Origin of the sequence: Candidatus Trichorickettsia mobilis (genome assembly GCF_034366785.1) — a bacterium.
Lineage (GTDB): Bacteria > Pseudomonadota > Alphaproteobacteria > Rickettsiales > Rickettsiaceae > Trichorickettsia > Trichorickettsia mobilis_A.
On sequence record NZ_CP112942.1, the window covers coordinates 1 to 16,694 of the forward strand.

Annotated in this window: 17 protein-coding genes and 4 pseudogenes; 7 read left to right on the plus strand and 14 right to left on the minus strand. The window is 32.5% G+C overall.

What is annotated here, in order from left to right; translation table 11 throughout:
• Positions 1–283 precede the first annotated feature (283 nt).
• The 3 genes and pseudogenes from tmk (at position 284) to ltrA (ending at position 2,957) form a co-directional block, all read left to right on the plus strand.
• Positions 284–873, plus strand: a pseudogene (gene tmk, locus Trichorick_RS08405) (dTMP kinase).
• Positions 874–978: 105 nt separating this feature from the next.
• Positions 979–1,263: a transposase gene (locus tag Trichorick_RS08410; RefSeq protein ID WP_323739225.1), complete on the plus strand. Its 285-nt coding sequence runs from the start codon at positions 979–981 to the stop codon at positions 1,261–1,263.
• Between the two features lie 323 nt (positions 1,264–1,586).
• A complete protein-coding gene (ltrA, locus tag Trichorick_RS08415) occupies positions 1,587–2,957 on the plus strand; it encodes a group II intron reverse transcriptase/maturase (RefSeq protein ID WP_323739211.1) in 1,371 nt (456 codons plus the stop codon).
• Between the two features lie 405 nt (positions 2,958–3,362).
• On the opposite strand, the gene Trichorick_RS08420 is transcribed toward ltrA, so the two are convergent.
• The 8 genes and pseudogenes from Trichorick_RS08420 to Trichorick_RS08450 form a co-directional block, all read right to left on the minus strand.
• Entirely contained in the window at positions 3,363–3,734 is a 372-nt protein-coding gene (locus Trichorick_RS08420; protein WP_323739212.1) for a hypothetical protein, read from the minus strand.
• Positions 3,680–3,802 (minus strand): annotated as a pseudogene (locus Trichorick_RS09490) (IS982 family transposase); the annotation flags it as partial. The pseudogene Trichorick_RS09490 and the gene Trichorick_RS08420, both read right to left, overlap by 55 nt.
• Positions 3,803–4,022: 220 nt before the next feature.
• Positions 4,023–6,944 carry a hypothetical protein gene (locus Trichorick_RS08425; RefSeq protein WP_323739213.1) on the minus strand — a complete coding sequence of 974 codons (2,922 nt, stop codon included), beginning with the start codon at positions 6,942–6,944 and terminating at the stop codon, positions 4,023–4,025.
• A 44-nt stretch (positions 6,945–6,988) separates the two neighbouring features.
• Positions 6,989–7,204: a hypothetical protein gene (locus Trichorick_RS08430; protein ID WP_323739214.1), complete on the minus strand. Its 216-nt coding sequence runs from the start codon at positions 7,202–7,204 to the stop codon at positions 6,989–6,991.
• An 11-nt stretch (positions 7,205–7,215) separates the two neighbouring features.
• A complete protein-coding gene (locus Trichorick_RS08435; protein WP_323739215.1) occupies positions 7,216–9,150 on the minus strand; it encodes a helix-turn-helix transcriptional regulator in 1,935 nt (644 codons plus the stop codon).
• 110 nt (positions 9,151–9,260) lie between these two features.
• A complete protein-coding gene (locus Trichorick_RS08440; protein ID WP_323739216.1) occupies positions 9,261–9,530 on the minus strand; it encodes a transposase in 270 nt (89 codons plus the stop codon).
• Between the two features lie 15 nt (positions 9,531–9,545).
• Complete coding sequence (locus Trichorick_RS08445; RefSeq protein ID WP_323739217.1) at positions 9,546–9,971, minus strand: IS6 family transposase; 426 nt, start codon at positions 9,969–9,971, stop codon at positions 9,546–9,548.
• Positions 9,972–10,212: 241 nt separating this feature from the next.
• Positions 10,213–10,614: a hypothetical protein gene (locus tag Trichorick_RS08450; RefSeq protein WP_323739218.1), complete on the minus strand. Its 402-nt coding sequence runs from the start codon at positions 10,612–10,614 to the stop codon at positions 10,213–10,215.
• A 292-nt stretch (positions 10,615–10,906) separates the two neighbouring features.
• On the opposite strand from Trichorick_RS08450, the gene Trichorick_RS08455 reads away from it, so the two are divergent.
• Entirely contained in the window at positions 10,907–11,602 is a 696-nt protein-coding gene (locus tag Trichorick_RS08455) for an IS6 family transposase (RefSeq protein ID WP_323739226.1), read from the plus strand.
• On the opposite strand, the pseudogene Trichorick_RS08460 reads toward Trichorick_RS08455, so the two are convergent.
• Positions 11,540–11,707, minus strand: a pseudogene (locus Trichorick_RS08460) (IS6 family transposase); the annotation flags it as partial. The gene Trichorick_RS08455 and the pseudogene Trichorick_RS08460 overlap by 63 nt on opposite strands.
• Positions 11,708–11,891: 184 nt before the next feature.
• On the opposite strand from Trichorick_RS08460, the gene Trichorick_RS08465 reads away from it, so the two are divergent.
• Positions 11,892–12,185 carry a hypothetical protein gene (locus Trichorick_RS08465; protein WP_323739219.1) on the plus strand — a complete coding sequence of 98 codons (294 nt, stop codon included), beginning with the start codon at positions 11,892–11,894 and terminating at the stop codon, positions 12,183–12,185.
• Between the two features lie 199 nt (positions 12,186–12,384).
• On the opposite strand, the gene Trichorick_RS08470 is transcribed toward Trichorick_RS08465, so the two are convergent.
• The 4 genes from Trichorick_RS08470 to Trichorick_RS08480 all read right to left on the minus strand — a co-directional run bounded on the left by Trichorick_RS08470 (position 12,385) and on the right by Trichorick_RS08480 (position 13,550).
• On the minus strand, positions 12,385–12,606 hold the full coding sequence (locus Trichorick_RS08470; protein WP_323739220.1) for an IS3 family transposase: 222 nt from the start codon (positions 12,604–12,606) through the stop codon (positions 12,385–12,387).
• Between the two features lie 54 nt (positions 12,607–12,660).
• Complete coding sequence (locus tag Trichorick_RS08475) at positions 12,661–12,903, minus strand: DDE-type integrase/transposase/recombinase (protein ID WP_323739221.1); 243 nt, start codon at positions 12,901–12,903, stop codon at positions 12,661–12,663.
• Positions 12,904–12,978: 75 nt separating this feature from the next.
• Positions 12,979–13,200: an IS3 family transposase gene (locus Trichorick_RS09385; RefSeq protein ID WP_410250275.1), complete on the minus strand. Its 222-nt coding sequence runs from the start codon at positions 13,198–13,200 to the stop codon at positions 12,979–12,981.
• Between the two features lie 101 nt (positions 13,201–13,301).
• Positions 13,302–13,550 carry a transposase gene (locus tag Trichorick_RS08480; RefSeq protein ID WP_323739222.1) on the minus strand — a complete coding sequence of 83 codons (249 nt, stop codon included), beginning with the start codon at positions 13,548–13,550 and terminating at the stop codon, positions 13,302–13,304.
• Positions 13,551–13,677: 127 nt separating this feature from the next.
• Here Trichorick_RS08480 and Trichorick_RS09390 point away from each other — a divergent pair.
• Positions 13,678–14,082: pseudogene (locus Trichorick_RS09390) on the plus strand (Tn3 family transposase).
• Positions 14,083–14,462: 380 nt separating this feature from the next.
• Here Trichorick_RS09390 and Trichorick_RS08485 read toward each other — a convergent pair.
• On the minus strand, positions 14,463–15,233 hold the full coding sequence (locus tag Trichorick_RS08485) for a thioesterase II family protein (protein WP_323739223.1): 771 nt from the start codon (positions 15,231–15,233) through the stop codon (positions 14,463–14,465).
• Between the two features lie 171 nt (positions 15,234–15,404).
• Here Trichorick_RS08485 and Trichorick_RS08490 point away from each other — a divergent pair, with 171 nt between their 5' ends.
• Positions 15,405–16,364 carry a TauD/TfdA family dioxygenase gene (locus Trichorick_RS08490; RefSeq protein ID WP_323739224.1) on the plus strand — a complete coding sequence of 320 codons (960 nt, stop codon included), beginning with the start codon at positions 15,405–15,407 and terminating at the stop codon, positions 16,362–16,364.
• The last annotated feature ends 330 nt before the right edge of the window (positions 16,365–16,694 follow it).

Below are 16,694 nucleotides of genomic sequence, written 5' to 3' on the forward strand. Positions count from 1 at the left end.
AATTTTATATGCACTGATTTTTATAAACTTTGTATTTTTTAGCTTATCGTTGTTTCTCTATAATTACGCTAAATTATAAAATAAGTTAATGTAAAATGCCAATGAATAAGGCATGTTCTGAGTTAACCATAAAGATATTTCAAGCTTAATTTTATCCAAAAATAAGGATAAGTTAGCAGAGCTCCAGTAAATTTAATAATCACTAGGTTGAAATGATGATAACAAAAGATCTTAAAAAACTAAGTAGTAATAGCAAATTATGTGATAATAGTAAGGAAAGTTCATCAGCTTCGAAGGAATAGAAGGCAGCGGAAAATCTACTCAAGCGAAAATGTTAGCAGAGTACCTACAATCTAAGAAGGTTCCAGTAATCTTAACTCGCGAAATAGGTGGTGTAGATACTGCAGAATCCATTAGAGATATTGTAGTAAACCGAGATTTACTACCTATGTCTGAACTAATGCTAGTAATGGCGGCCAGGTACGAACATCTAAAAAAACTTATACTCCCTAAGCTAGAAGAAGGCAATGTAGTAATATGTGATAGATTCGTTGACTCTACGCATGCTACCAAGGACTTAGCCATGACATAGGAGCAGAAAAAATATATCAACTACATCAGCAGCTAATGAGTAATATTCTTCCTTATATTACCTTCTTTATTGATGTTGATCCACAAGAAGCTTTAAATAGAGCCATAAGTCGCGGCAATACTAACAAATTTGAAGCTAAAAACTTAGAGTTCCATCAACAAGTTGCGCAAAGTTTTCAACAGTTAGCTGAGCGTTATAACTCACGAATTATTAAAATAGACGCTAACAATTTAAATCCTCACGAGGCACATCATAAAGTAATTCAAGCCCTTTCTTTTTGATTGCTTAAAGCTTGGTTTTTTGCTCTGATATATAACCGAACACTATTTTTTCAGGGTTACGTTCTTTATCGGCTAATATTCCAGGGTTAACTAAGGTTTTACCATATTTTTTATGCAAGCATAAATGAAGCAGAAGGAGTTAGAGAGCTACAGAATTTTAGTAAAAAGTGGGATGATAAATATCCGATAATTACTGATATCTGGCAGCGTAATTGGTCTGGAATCGCACCCCTTTTTAGCTTCCCAGACGGCATCAGAAAAGCAATTTATACTACAAATGCTATTGGTGTGCCAGGAGAAGCCTGGTTGAACAAGGAGGTGAAATTCCTCTCTGGCAAAGGAGTAACTAACCAGCCAGAACTGAGTTTTGCATATGCTACAGCAATGTAGTGGATGAAGCGTAAACAGGGCGAATACAGGCCGAAACGAAAGTGAACGACAAGAGAGCCTCGAGAACTTCGATCAATGCTAGAAGCTGACACTGTCGATGATGTGGAAAGCAAAATGGGGTTAAGCGATATGGTGAGCTTAATACTATCTGGCGGGGTATGCGTCGTCAGCATGTATAAAACTGTTCAATCAAGGAACCTGGGAGACCCTAAATATTCCTTATAAAAAAAGGTAATTATCAATGAAGGCAATTGCAAAATTAATAATGAAGATATTTAGGGGGTCAGATGTACTCATAGTACTGGAGAAGTAGAGTAATGTCTATGGAGGGAAGGGGTACACAACAAGACAGAGTCAATAACGGTCAGAAAGAGCAGTCACCGAATTGCAATTCATTCCAAACAAAATTATTGTCTCTAACTAGTAGAGCAAAGCAGATTCGTGATGAACCACTAAGAACTTTGATGCACTTAGTAGATAAGGAATGGTTAGGTGAATCATGGAGAAAGCTACGCAAAGGAGCTGCATATGGAATTGATGCTGTAAGCAGCAATAAGTATGCAGAAAATCTAAGTTTGAACTTATATAAACTCTTGTATAGGATGCAAAGAGGAAAGTATAAGGCTCAACCTGTAAAGAGAGTCTATATAGCCAAAAGGGATGGTAGCAAACGACCTTTAGGATTGCCTACAGTAGAAGATAAGGTAGCACAAAATGCTGTTAATTTATTACTAAAAGCAGTCTATGAGCCAGAGTTTCTACTAATGTCATATGGTTTTAGAGAAGGTAAAAACTCTTTACAAGCAGTAGAAGATGTTAAAGAAACAATAGCGCAAAAGAAAGTATCTTGGGTGCTGGATGTAGATATTGCATCGTTCTTTGATAATATGCAGCATGAATGGCTTATGAAGTTTGTAAGTCATAGAATAAAAGATCAACGAGTACTAAAACATATAAAAGGTTGGCTGGAAGCTGGTATAATGGAAGATGGGAAGTTAATAGCTTCTTCAACAGGATCACCGCAAGGTGGAGTCATTAGTCCAACGCTAGCAAACATATATCTCCATTATGTGATTGATTTATGGTGTACCAAAGTAGCCCGTAACAGCATAAAAGGAGAGATGTATAGTTTTAGATACGCGGATGATCTGTTGTTCTGTTTTCAACACGAGAATCAAGCAGTTAAGTTTCAGGAAATGTTGAAAAGCAGGTTGCAGAAGTTTGAGCTGGAAATGAACCTTAAAAAGAGTAAGTTATGTCGTTTTGGCAAGTTTGCTATAGAAAATAGCAGAAAACAAAACGAAAGAAGATCAACATTTAGTTTTTTAGGTTTTACCTTTTACAACGGAATTAGTAGGAACGGTAAATACAAAGTTGGTTGTCGTACTGAGTCAAAGAGACTGAGTGCCGCAATGAACCGAGTTACCACTTGGTGCAGGGAGAACCTGCATCAACCATTACCTTGGCAAGCAAGGTATCTTAATGCGGTACTCCGAGGACACTACAATTATTACGGAGTAACAGGTAATTATCCAAGTATCTCAGCATTTTATCGTCACCTAGAAAGGATATGGCATAAATATTTAAGCCGTAGAAGTCAAAGAGGATATATACCATGGGAGAGATTCTGGAAAATAAAAGATCAATATGGACTAATAAAACCGCACTTACCTCATTCTGTACATAACAACTAATATTTTTGTTGAAGAGCCGGATATGGGAAATCTGTAAGTCCGGTTCCGTGAGGGGCGAGAAGAGTAATCTTCTCGTCTACTCGATAATCAGCCAATCGCCAAATCAGAAAAATTATCAAAAATAAAGGGGTGTTCCCAGATGATAAATCAATTCAAAAAATAATATTTTTGGCGTTGACTAATGCCAGTAAAAAATGGACAATGTCTATCAAGGACTGGGCAATTGCCTTAAATCAGTTTGCCATACTTTGTGATACAGAATCACAAAATTGGTCAAATGGCGAAATCATACTTACACAAAGAATCTGACAGAGTCTAAAGTTCTGACAGGCTCTATCAATATTTAAAGGTAATAAATGCAAATCGGTTCGGATACTGTCTTAAGCGAGTGCGCTCTATTTTATGTCATATATATGAACATATTGAGCTGCGTGTTTTTGCAATATATTTACATGCAATATCTTCTTTTGCTTTGTTAGTTGTAATAACCCATAATATTAAACCTCCTTGATTGAGTTGTTTCTGTAAGTGGGAGGCATTTATATCTCCAATCATGGTTTCTATTAATTCGCCGAAAGCAGCGCCAACTGTTCCTCTTACGATTTCCGCGGGTACTGCTGCAGATACTGTAACACCGCCAGCAACAATCAAAGCGCTTAATACTCGTGCCATTATGCCACTACCAATTGCTACTCCTTCTCCTACTCCTCTTTCTTCAGACCTCAGTTCTGGATTAAATAATTTTTTGTAATAGCTGATTTGGTAGGTTTTATACAATAAGCAACCAAAGTAGAGAGAATATGAACGAATGTATTCCAAATTGATCTGTGTCTTGTATGTTCGAGCCCAAAAGATATTTGAGGTTACTTTTAACTATCCTAAACACCAGACGGTATGTCATCTCCTAATATGTCTACATACTGTATTCTTTGTGAAACTTCTTCATAATTTATTATATTTAGATGATACTTTATATCACAATTTATATTAAGTTTAGTAGAATAACTTTGTATAAAATCTTCTGCATCTTTTATCGTCTTGTTTATTAACTGATAACAATAATGGTTAGGGAAAATAACTAATCTCTTTTTTAGAGGCAGAAAAATATTCTAATGTTTGTTGATACTTATACTGATAATAGGTTTTGATTCTTCCCAAGAAACATAAAGACAAAGTAATATCTAAGTTACCTTTCTCAAAAAAGATGTCTCTCAATATATTTGAGCTTTCGATATAGAGTGCTCGTGTCTTCTTATACTCTTCTAATACTAAATTTTGTATATGTAGGACAGCACTTACATCAAGTGTGTTGTTTATTTGTTCTTGCATTTTAATGCTATTTATATGGCATTCTAGTGCTTTTTCTAAGTCCCCAATAAAATGACAATAGATCCCCAGATATTTTAAAGCTTGGGCTATTAACGGATGCGAATTATCTTTATATATTATATTCAACATATACAAACTTTTAATAATAGTTCTTTTTACAAGCTCATAGCTGTTTTGTGCAAGTTTATATTCACCGATTTCATTACATATTCTTCCATGTTCGATATACGCTAGTCCTAGATTATTTAAGGCAAGAGCTACATTAGGATGAGGTTCACCTTTGTAAATTGCATTATACATATTTATAGACTGAATAAAATAACTTGCTGCTTTTTCGATTTCTCCAACGGATAAGCTGTTTTCTCCTAGAGTACATAAAACACAGGCAATATCAATATGTGAGTTTTTGTTATAAACTATTTTTAGCATTTCCTGAATATTATCAGTAAACTCTAAGGCAATAACAAAATAATTCATATTACAATTAATAGATCCTAGCAGACTTAGAGCAGAAACTATATATTGATTTTTCTCATGGTGGTAAATTTGGTAAAAATTCTTTAAACTTTCATAACAATAACGTTGTGCTTCTTTATACATTCCTTGTATATTATAACAATTCCCTAACTCATAAAGCGCAACAGCAAGATTATGTTGTGATAAAGCAATATTATCTAAACAATATTCCCAATGCTTTTGACTTCTTTTTAAGTCACCAAGATTATTATATATATGTCCTAAAATTCTTATTATATGGAAATTACTATGATTTTCTGAGTTTTCTAATGCTTTCTCGAAATTAATTTGTGCTTCGTGGTAGTGTAGTAATCGAAAATGAATAAGACCTTTGTTTATTGAATTATTTGTATAAAACTTATCATATTTAAAGAACTCTTTTTTTTCATATTCGTTGAGAGACTTATGTTGTTCGCAGAATTCTTCTATTCTTTGATGTAATGGTAATACAATATAGAAATATTTAAACAAGTTGCCATCTTCTTCTAAATCATCTTTAGATAAATGAAATATTTCTATATTATAATTGTTTTGTTCTGAATCTGATAAAGAAGACGGAAATATAGACATATCTTCTTTTTGAGATTTAGCATGTAGGTATCCTTTTAATCTAAGCAATGTGGCAAAGGTTATTGCATATTTCAAATGTATAGAAGCTTCTGTACTTATTAATTCCTTTACTCGTAATTGTTCTATAGTATCCCAAGCATTACCCTTATCTATACCATAATATAGTCCTATATTATATAATAACCTATCAGGTAACCTATATATATTTTGCTTTATATCAAATAATTCACCATTAATTTTAAATAGCGGCCTAAACTTCTCTAGATCTCCTTTATTTTGTATTACTGAATGAGTATTAGATATATTTGGACAATTAAACTCTATAGTGCCTTTTTGTAAAATTCTTATGGCTCTTGCCTCACAATTTAAGTTACCATCACTATCTCTTTCTTTAAACAAGAATTTGCTAACAGCTGTTTGATATTGTATTATAAGCTTTTCATCTCCATATACATAGCAAACTTTCTCTAAAATATTTGGTAGATTTTTATCTATACGGCTGGCTCTATCATACTTGTTATACACATACCATAACATGTATTCCACTGTTCCTATTAATTCATATGGTTTGTCCTCTTCTTCTCTTCCTAATGGTGATTTTCCTCCTAAGTCAATGTTAACTCCTTTGCATACTAAATGATCTAAATTTGTATTATATTTGCTAATATGTATTACTGTTTCTCCAAGATTTATTATCTTGAAACTGACTAAATGAGTCAGGTTCTTAAAATACTCTCTTATTTTTATATCTGAGTGTCCTTTATATTCTGAGTTTTCAGTTAATATAGCAAACTCTAAGTCCGAATATGGAGTAATTTGTTCCAAAGCTAGTGAGCCAAGTCCTATAACTGCATAGCTGCAAGGAGGTGAGTGTATTTCTTGTTCACTATCTTTATATAATTTGGCTAAGAATTCTTTCATTTCTAAAGTGATTATATTTACAAATAGGTTTTTGGCTCCTGTTACATACAAAATTTCACGCTCCTCTATGGAATATATATTTTCTGGCGTTTTGCTAAATTTTAAATAATTCTCTATTTCTTTAATCTTATTGCTAGTTTGGAGCCTCAGTTTATACAATATGCTTTTATTTTCTTCTATTTCTTGTTTGAGATCTTTTATATTAATAGTAGTTGACTTATTATTACTAATAGCAGATAACAGGCTCTGTTTTATTCCACTGAGTTCTTCATATAGATTTTCTTTTGATATCTGTGCGTGAAGACCGGTTGGTTTTGTTTTTTGCTCAATTATAGTAGCAATGTATTGATATAGGACAGCTGTATCTGTATAGTATTTAAGATTCCCAGTTAACTTACCAATTGTTTTAGTGAAATGAGCTAATCCTTCAAATACTGCTATTATGCTATTTATTTCTTCTATAGTGTTTTTATGAGCCAACTCTCTCAACAAAGGTTTATAGCTTTCTTCTATTTGTTTTAGTTGCTTAATCTTTATATTAATATTTTGAGTCGATAATAATACCATATCTACATGAGACTTGATTTCCTCAATCTCATCTTTGATGTTTATTATTATTTTCGTTGGTTTATGAATTAAACTCTCTTTCATAAGAATATGATACTTGGTGATGACATATTTTTACTTAAGCCAAATTACCGTAATTGATTACGTTGTATGTTTAATTGTTTGTCTATGTAGTCTCTCATGCTTCTTAATTCCGATATTCTTACTAAAAGCTTAGTTTTTTCTGCTTGTGTTAACATCATACTGTCCAATTGTTTTTTACATACTCGCATTAAACCATCATATGCATCAGATTTTGTGAAGTCAGTATTTCTGCTTTGTAACCTTGCTAAGTTAAAAATCATTTCTATAATCTCTAAATCATTTTCATTCGGTAGAGCAGTTCTTTTGCCATCCTATCTATAAATTGCTTATAATTTACGGATCTATCATATAATTGAAGCAATATATTTCCTAAATTATTATAAACCGAAGCCGTTTTCTTTTTAGGTAATTTCGTAAATTGTACTAATATACCGGAAGAAGATTCGCTACCTATAAATTGACCTAATATTCTTTGCAAATACTCTGCTTTTTTATTTATATCTTTTGTGATCACAACTAGTTCTGCATAATATTTTGCTATTCGTTCATCACATTCTACTTGGTTATAGATATCTTCTTTAGGAATTATTATTGAAGGTAGTACACCAGGTGTATAATTCGCCTTATATTCCACATTACTATCTTTTAAATTCTGATATAACTGTATCAACTCGTGTAATTTTATTTCCGCACTTTGATAAGCCCCATTTTTTATATCAATATTTATCTCTTCTCCATTTACTATTCCTATTCCACTTCTAGAACTTAGATATCCTTCAAAAAGCCCTAACCTGTTTCCTAAATATTGCGATAATTCAAAATATTTAATTGCTTCCGCTTTATTCCATTGATATATATGAGTTCTTCCTAATGAATATATTATTCTAGTATATATCTCTGGTAAATCCTTAACTACGGCAAGTTCTGTATATACTTCCTCTTTATCTAATTTATCAAAATTAAATTTGATTTTACTTCGACTGATTACATAGTCTTCTGCAAGATTCTGAGCGTATTTTAATATTCTATAAGACTTCTTTTTATCATGTTCATTGTATGTATAATAATTTGATAATGAATGCAAACTAGATAAATAATGTATTAATTGATCTGCTAATAATTCCCCTGTTTTAAAATTAATTTGTATCTCTCCAGTATTATTGTTATATTGTATTAATAATCTTTCTATTTGCTTAACAAGACTATAATTCTTATATTTTTGTTCTTTTGTTATATTATCAGCAGAAAAATCTATATTTTTTATTACATCAAAAAACTTATCTAATTCTGTTATCACTTCAAGGTGGTTAATCTGAGTATTTTTATCAGATATGGTTAGTTCTTGCTTTATAGTGTTAGCTATAATTGCTATTACAGCTAACACCATAAAACCAATAAAAATACTTAATATAATTATTTTGTTTGATATTATTCGTGAGAATACGCTTTGTTTTTGTTTGATATCGTTCTCAGTAAAGTATGTTTTGGTTGTGAATAACTCATGAGAAGTATCTACCTTTGTGCTAATAATATTAAATCGTAACTGCTCAAATTCAGCAAATAATTTATCACAATTAATTTCTGGTAATAAACTATTTAATATTTGAAATACATTATAAAAATATTTCTCTTTGATAGAGAGATCAATAATATTTCTAAACAACGATCTTTCTAATATAAATTTATTTATAGTATCATCCATGATCAAAAGAATTATATTTTGATTATCATCTATAAGAGCTTGCTCTCCATTTTTTTGTGATAACACGCGCAACTTATAGTTACAGCCCAACTCTTGAGAGGTATCCATTTTATAGTTTGCTAGTACATTAATACCAGCTATTCTTAAATGTCTTATCAACGATAATAAAGTAGGATTTTGCTTATTACAATTAATAGAGCAGGAAATTTTATACTTATTAGCTAAAAAAGATATATATTTTAACTGCTTCTCAAGAATAGCTTGCGTAAGCAAATCCAAGTAATGATTTTTAATAAATTTAAACTCTGACGATCTTTCAATAAAATCGATAATAGCTTCTTGAGAATGTCCTTTTATTTTTAGCAAGATATTTTGTATATGAGTTTCAACAGTCCTTGGAGCAATGAATAAAATTTCCGCTATCTTTTTAGTACTTCTTACATTCAAAATACAAGAAATTATATCCACTTCTCTGACAGTAAAAGTTATTCCATTTATATGCATAGTATCGTCAAGTTGTTAAGAACAGTTAGAACGTTGGTCATAATCTTGAGAATTTGGGGGCACCGTCAAGTTAAATACTCAAGAGCGTAAAAGCTCTATACTTTTATATTTCAGGAAGCAAGAAGCCTTGCGGTAGCTTCATCCCAGATTGATTTAGCAACAGCAAAAGCAGCTCTTTGTTCCTTAGCATTTTTTGTATATCGCCCAACATCAATAGTAAATATATTTCTTACCTTACCCATCAACGATAACGTTTTTTGAACCGAATTAGGAGATTTGAATTTAATTAATACTTTTTCTTTCCGACGAGTAGGCTGATGAGCGTTTTCAGCTCGATTATTTAATCCTTTATGAGAACGATGATGTGTCTTGTGGCACATATGGAGTATTGGTTTTTAATAGCTCTTTAGTTTATCCGCAACAATAACTCTCGGCGCTTGATAATTTCCTAGTAACCTTGTTAAGAAGCGGATAACCGCTTTCTTATTACAGCGCTTTTGTAATAATACTTCTAGCTCGTAACCGTCAGCATCAACAGCACGCCAAAGTATAAACATTTCGCCATTAATTTTGACTGTCATCTCATCTAAATGCCATTTATCCGTTGGTTTACGTTCTCTCTTTCTAATTACTTCTTGAAAATTAGCTGCAAACTTATAACGCCAAAATCTTACCGTCTCATGACTCAAGATAACTCCACGGTACTCCATTTGCTCATGTATATCACGGTAACTATTATTAAATCTATGGTAAAGCCAGACTACAGGGCTAATGATTGATACCGGGAAGCGGTGCCTTTTTGGAGCTCGATGCATATGCATAAAAAACTGAGAATAAGTTATGATAAAGATCCATTATATAGATTGCTATTCTCCTTTTCTCAACCTCATAAATTGTTCCTTACTTAACTTGACGGTGCCTTTGCAACAGTGCCGTTTTAAAATTATCTTAATATCTTTTAATTATAACGATAGTTTCTATTATAAGCTTTATAAGTAAGAAAAAAGACAATACAATCAACAAAGGGGCAAATATAAACCCCATTATATTATATTCCATTCCTTAACCCAAGTTAATAGATTCAAATAAAAATACTGTAACAATAAAAGCAATATTAGAAGAAAGTTTTTTATTTAAAAAATCGAAAAAATTAATTTTAACCCATAATTTTATAAAACCAAAGTGAAGTAAGATTGTTATAACGCCCATAAAAATCATTGCAGGTATGAAAATGGCTAAGTTAAGTACTCCTATACTACCAACTCTACTTATCAACGTTAAATGCGGTTCAGGTAACAAATCTATATAAATATAAATTAAAAATAGAGTTGGATGACTTATAGTAAGAAAAAAAAATAAAGGAGCTTTATAAAAGGCTATCTTAGACATAAAAACATGACATAATTTAAGGATATACTGGTATATTTTAGGTTGATACGGCCAGGTATTATTGTAAGGAGCCATCAGAGTTTCATCTGGCGAACATTACAAGTTAATTATCTGATTATTGGATAAATTTTAACTATAAGATATATGATCAAGATGACACCGTCAAGTTAAGTAAGGAATAATTTATGAGGTTGAGAAAAGGAGAATAGCAATCTATATAATGGTTCTTGATCATAACTTATTCTCAGTTTCTTATGCATATGCATCGAGCGGTACCATCAAGTTGATGAAAGAGTTATAACGTAATATTATATTTTAAATTCCCTGGGTGAAGTGAGGTAAGATATGATAGAGCGTTATAAAGGCTATAGGGTACCCAAAGTCTGTGATTGGTTTCGCAGTAAGGTATTATTTCAGGTATAAGCTTAGCTTAAGGGATCTAAGTGAACTGTTACTAGATAGAGGTATTGAGGTAAGCTACGAGGCTATACGGAATTGGATTAATGTTTGGGGAGTAGTTTATGCGCAAGCAAGAAGAAAACGCAAAGGTTCAACTTATAGAGATAAGTGGCATGTTGACGAGGTCAGAGTAGTAATTAAAGGACAAGTATTTTGGCTGTGGCGTTTAATTGACGCTGATGGTCAAGAGATTGAAATATTACTGCAAAAACACCGAAATGCTAATTCAGCTACAAGATTTCTAAAAAAAACTTTAAAGCTTGTAGGTAAGGCTCTCAGAGTAATGGTTACCGATAAGCTCAGAAGTTATGGAAAGGTACATAGAACCTTAATGAAATCTTCTGAACACAAGTCGCATAAAAGGCTTAATAATTTAATCGAAGAATCTCATCAACCTACCAGAGAGAAAGAACGACAGATACGTAAGTTTAAATCAGTTACATCCGCTCAAAAGTTGCTATCCTCTATGGACTATCGCAATAACTTCCTCAAGATTACTGCCCATCGTTTAACTCTTCTAAACAACTTAACGGTACCACGTTACCCATCTTTGCAGAGTAGCATAATCTATTTTAGCGCCTCTAATGCTAGCCATTTCTTCTAAATCAGGATAACTTAGAAAAAATCTACATTTCATATAAACAAAGAGCATAATTATCTCCGGCGATGAACAAAATCCTTTGAAGTGCTTGACGAGTTTCGAAGAAATATTAAACTATTTTTTAAGCCTGTTATCGCAGATTTAAAGATCTCTGACAATAGATGCGACAGAACCTTCCTATGTATTATATACATAAGTAATTGATTAGGTATTTAATACGTATAGATTAATTTACAGATTCCTTTTATAATTAATTTTTTATTAATAATATATAAATATTAGCGTAGGTTTTATGGAAGACAATTGTAAAAATTTTGATCACTTACTAGCACATATATTGAATTATGTAAGCAACGAGCTAGCTTATTCCTTGCAAATAATTAAACTAGAATATCTGTTCGACAAAATTAATGAAGATAATTTTTCTCACGTAGTAGATTCTACAGAATTAAATATTATTATGTCTAAATTTTATAAACTAGCGATTTATAACTTAATTGTCTTAATGGATAGCAAATTTGAAGGCTCTGTCACACCTATAATTAAAGATCATTTAGAAAGAGAGTATATAAGATTCTGGCGTTAATTTGAGCGCCGTCAAGTTAAGCTTAAAATGTGATTCTGTCGCATCTGTAATTGAAAGTTAAGAAGAAGTAGAGAAACTAAGATTTTGGACGTAATTAAGCTATTAACATTTTAAAATTCTTGAAAGTAGAAAGATTATCATTAACTCCAATTATTTGTCCTTTTTGGATTGATCTTGTACTAGTTTTCCGGACACTGAATCATGCGATTGATAATAAATTTTGTTCGAATAATACAGGTATGTTGTAAGCGATAGTAGAGTGTCTACGTATACGGTTATAATAGCATTCGATATATTCGACAATTGAAGATTTGGCTATTTCTCTATTTTGGTACCTCATATCATTAATTAATTCAACTTTTATGGTGTGGAAGAAAGATTCCATAGCAGCATTATCATAACAACAACCTTTAGCGCTCATGCTACACTGGAGGTTAGGGCGCTTTATTAAAGCTTGGTATGCGCTGGAACAATACTAAGATCCACGATCAGAATGAATAATGGCTCTTTGCGGTAACTTACGTCTAAACATCGCCATTAATAGAGCATCAGTAAAAAGAGTTGCACGCAGAGTTTTGCTCGTTGACCATCCTATTACCGCTCTGGAATATAAATCAATAAACACACACAGATACAGCCACCCTTCCTGCGTATGGATATACGTAATGTCAGTGACCCATTTTTGGTTAGGTGCAGCAGCCGTGAAGTTCTGCTCCAATAAATTAGGGGCTACAGGCCTATTGTGGTTAGAATCGGTTGTGACCTTGAATTTTCGTCTTGCTTTAGCTGTAAGTCATATAAGTTTCATACGTTTCGCTACTATCTTACGAGTGCACGCTATTCCTCTATATTTTAACTCATGGTAAATTCTAGTAGAACCATAACGTTCTTGATGCTCGATAAATATCGATTCTATAAGAATATCAAGCTGTCTATACCTACTAAACCTTTTGCTAATAGGATTACTCAACCACTCGTAATAACTGCTTTTCGCTACCTCGAGCATCTCACACATTAACCTTACACCACATTTATCTCCATTATTTTTAATAAAAGCGTATTTTACTTCTCTAGACTTGCAAAATACGCTGTAGCCTTTTTTAGGATTTCTCTCTCCTATTCTACTCGCTTTAGCTCTCGGCGTAAACGTTGATTTTCAATCAATAATTCTTGATAATGATGCGACACTCCAGTAGGCGTTTTTATCTCTGTAACCGGCATAGTAGCTGTTCTTACCCAATAATTTAGAGTTTTATACTTTATACCAAGTTCTCCGGCAATTTGTTTTACCGGTTTATCCGCAGACTGCGCTAACTTTACTGCCTCTCTTTTAAATTCATCCGTATATTTTATTCCTTTAGGCATCTTTTTTCTTGCTCCTTTTTCAGAGGCACTGTCCGGAAAACTAACACAAGATCAGATAAATTGATCCATCTAGACTGGATTGAAGAGCAATGGGATAGAATGGGGCATTTTTACTCCTCCTTAGCTAGTGGGCATACAAACCGCATCCACTGCACTTAAACGCTTAACCAGTTTTAGCTCTAAGAACCATTTTTATCGTGCTAATCGCGAGTTAGGTCGTATTTTTAAGACAGAAAATATTTTAACATATATGTCTGATCCGTTACTGCGGTAAAATAGGCGGCCTGGACTTCTAAAAGGTGAGCAACTGCACCAACTAGCTCGAGATGTAGCTTATGGCAAACGCGGGCGTATCAGCGCCAGTGATATGCAAGCACAGCGAAATACCTGCAGTTGCTTGACGCTGATCATTGCTTGCATTATTTACTGGCAAGCGAAAGAAATCACCAAAATTATAGAGATTTATGGGCGTGAACTGGATGAAAAATGTTTAGTTAGCCATGTTACCGCATGTCAGTCCTATTGGTTGTGATAATGTTATTTTATATGGAGAATACGTGCTAGATAGGAGCTTAATTAAAGAGTGAATTTCTTAGCGTGTATTTACGGCCAATTCTTCCTGATACCCTGATTAGAAGACTCCAGAGTTTGTGTATTTTGCAAGAAATACTGTATGAAAATAACAATTTAATTTATAAAATTATATCTCAAACTATCCAAATCTTTGTCTAGACAAATGGGATCACCATAATTTCACCAGATCGTTGTCTTCATCATTTCTTGCTTTGTAGTCGGTAAGCACTTCATAATAACCTGCCTAGATTTTCTACTTCGAGGTGGATGAGTACCAGGCAACGCGGCGCTAATTAAATCATCTACTTTTTACTTGACTCTTAATATGGATACCGGAGGTTAATTAATGGATATAAATTTCACAATTTCATGGTACAAAATCTGGTTTACTATTCTAATAACTTTTTGATAAGAGGATCTAATAAAAAAATGATCGCCAGGTAACAAGTTATATTCAAATGAAGAAGAAGTTTGCTCTTTCCATTTAAGTAGATCTTCAAAATCAAACGTATCATCACCTAAACCTCCCAAAGATGTTATAGGAAAAGTTAGAGGTTCTTCACTAGTATACTTATAAGTTTCAGATATAAAAAAATCGGCGCGTATGATCGGCAAAAATATAGCCATAAGTTCCTCATCTTCAAGTATAGAAATTGGGATCCCATTGTACTTTCGAATCTCTTCAATAAGCTTTGAGTCTGTTAAATTATAAATAGGCGCTCTTTTAAGAGCTACTTGTGGTGCTTTAGCACCAGATATAATTAAATGTTTTGGCTGTGGCATTCCTTTTCTTCGTAATGTACGCACAAACTCAAATGCTATTAAGGCTCCTATACTATGCCCAAAAAATACAAATGGTTTGCCTATATAGCTACTAAAATTCTCACATAATTTATCAACAACGTGAGAAATATTATACAATAAAGGCTCGCTAAACCTATGTTCACGCCCTGGTAGTTGAATAGCTACTAATTCTACATGTTCTATTAGTCCCTTAGTCCATTCTCTATAGGTGGTGGCACTACCACCACCATAATGAAAACAAAATAGCCTCACATATGCATTTTTCTCCTGCTTAAATGGTATAAACCAATCATCACACCTTGACATATAGACTGCTAATTACCATAATAATATTGGTAAAATATTTTTATAATTTTAATATAATTAAAATTGTTATACTAATTTAAGCTCGTGTGTTCAATAAAAACTATTGTTTTTATTATATATTAACGTTAATTGATAGCTTATTTTATTACCTAAAATCTACTAAGGACCTCTATGATATATTTTGATTCTAAGGTAAAATGTGAGTTTATTAAACCAGAGACGGAAGGATTGCTTGTAGTTGAACCACAAATAAATTTAAATCCTTTCGAATGGGTTAAAGAAAACAAACCGCTTTTAGATAATTACCTTATAAAGTTTGGTGCTATTCTTTTAAGAAATTTTGGTGTTTATTCGCTCTCAGAATTTAATAAAATTGTACAGATTATATGTCCAAATCTTCTGGACTATGTTTATCGTTCTACCCCAAGAATTAGGCTAGGTGGAAAAATTTATACTGCTACAGAATATCCGGCAGATAGAACTATCCCATTTCATAATGAGAATTCTTATAATAGGTCCTGGCCAGAAAAAATATTTTTCTTTAGTGTGATAGTTGCTTCTGAAGGTGGAGAAACACCAATCGCCAATAGTAGAAACGTTTATAAGAGAATAGACAGCTCTATAAGAGAAAGATTTGAACAAAACGGAATACTTTATGTAAGGAACTATACTCCAGGAGTGGATTTAAGCTGGCAAGAAGTTTTCCAAACTGACCAAAGAAATGTAGTAAATAAGTATTGTCAGGATAATGATATTGAGCATGAATGGAACAATGTTGGTCCTGAATTAACAACAAAACAAATTTGCCAAGCAAGTATCACACATCCAACTTCTGGAGAATGTGTGTGGTTTAATCAAGCTCATTTATTTCATATATCAGCACTAGAAGAAAATGACCGGCTTTTATTAATAAGAGAATTAAGAGAAGAAAATTTACCTCGTAATACGTTTTATGGCGATGGTTATCCTATTGAAGCTGAAGTACTAAATCATATTCGTAATGCTTATAATCAAGAAAAAATAAAGTTTAAATGGCATAAAGGTGATATTATGGTTCTTGATAATATTTTAACAGCTCATGCTAGAGAACCATTTAAAGGGGAAAGAAAAATAGCAGTTGCCATGGCTTAATATGATTCAGACTTAACAACATTAAATTAATTAATTACTAATATCATAAGTTGCTTCATGGCATATCATCGAATATTACCTATCACAACCAACGTAGCTTCTGCTTTGAGCGGAAGACTAACTTTTAATGACTAGAGAGAGAGTAATGCTGATCTTAATTCTAAGAGCTTGTCTTGAAAGTATTTTTAAGGATCGGCAGATTCGGCTAATCTCGTAATCATAATAGTAATTATATTGATATAGATAATATGTTCAGAGGTTTTAGGATTATGCTCATAGCCCTTGCTCATTAGTCTAAAATTATTAAAACAAGCAAAAGTACGTTCAACT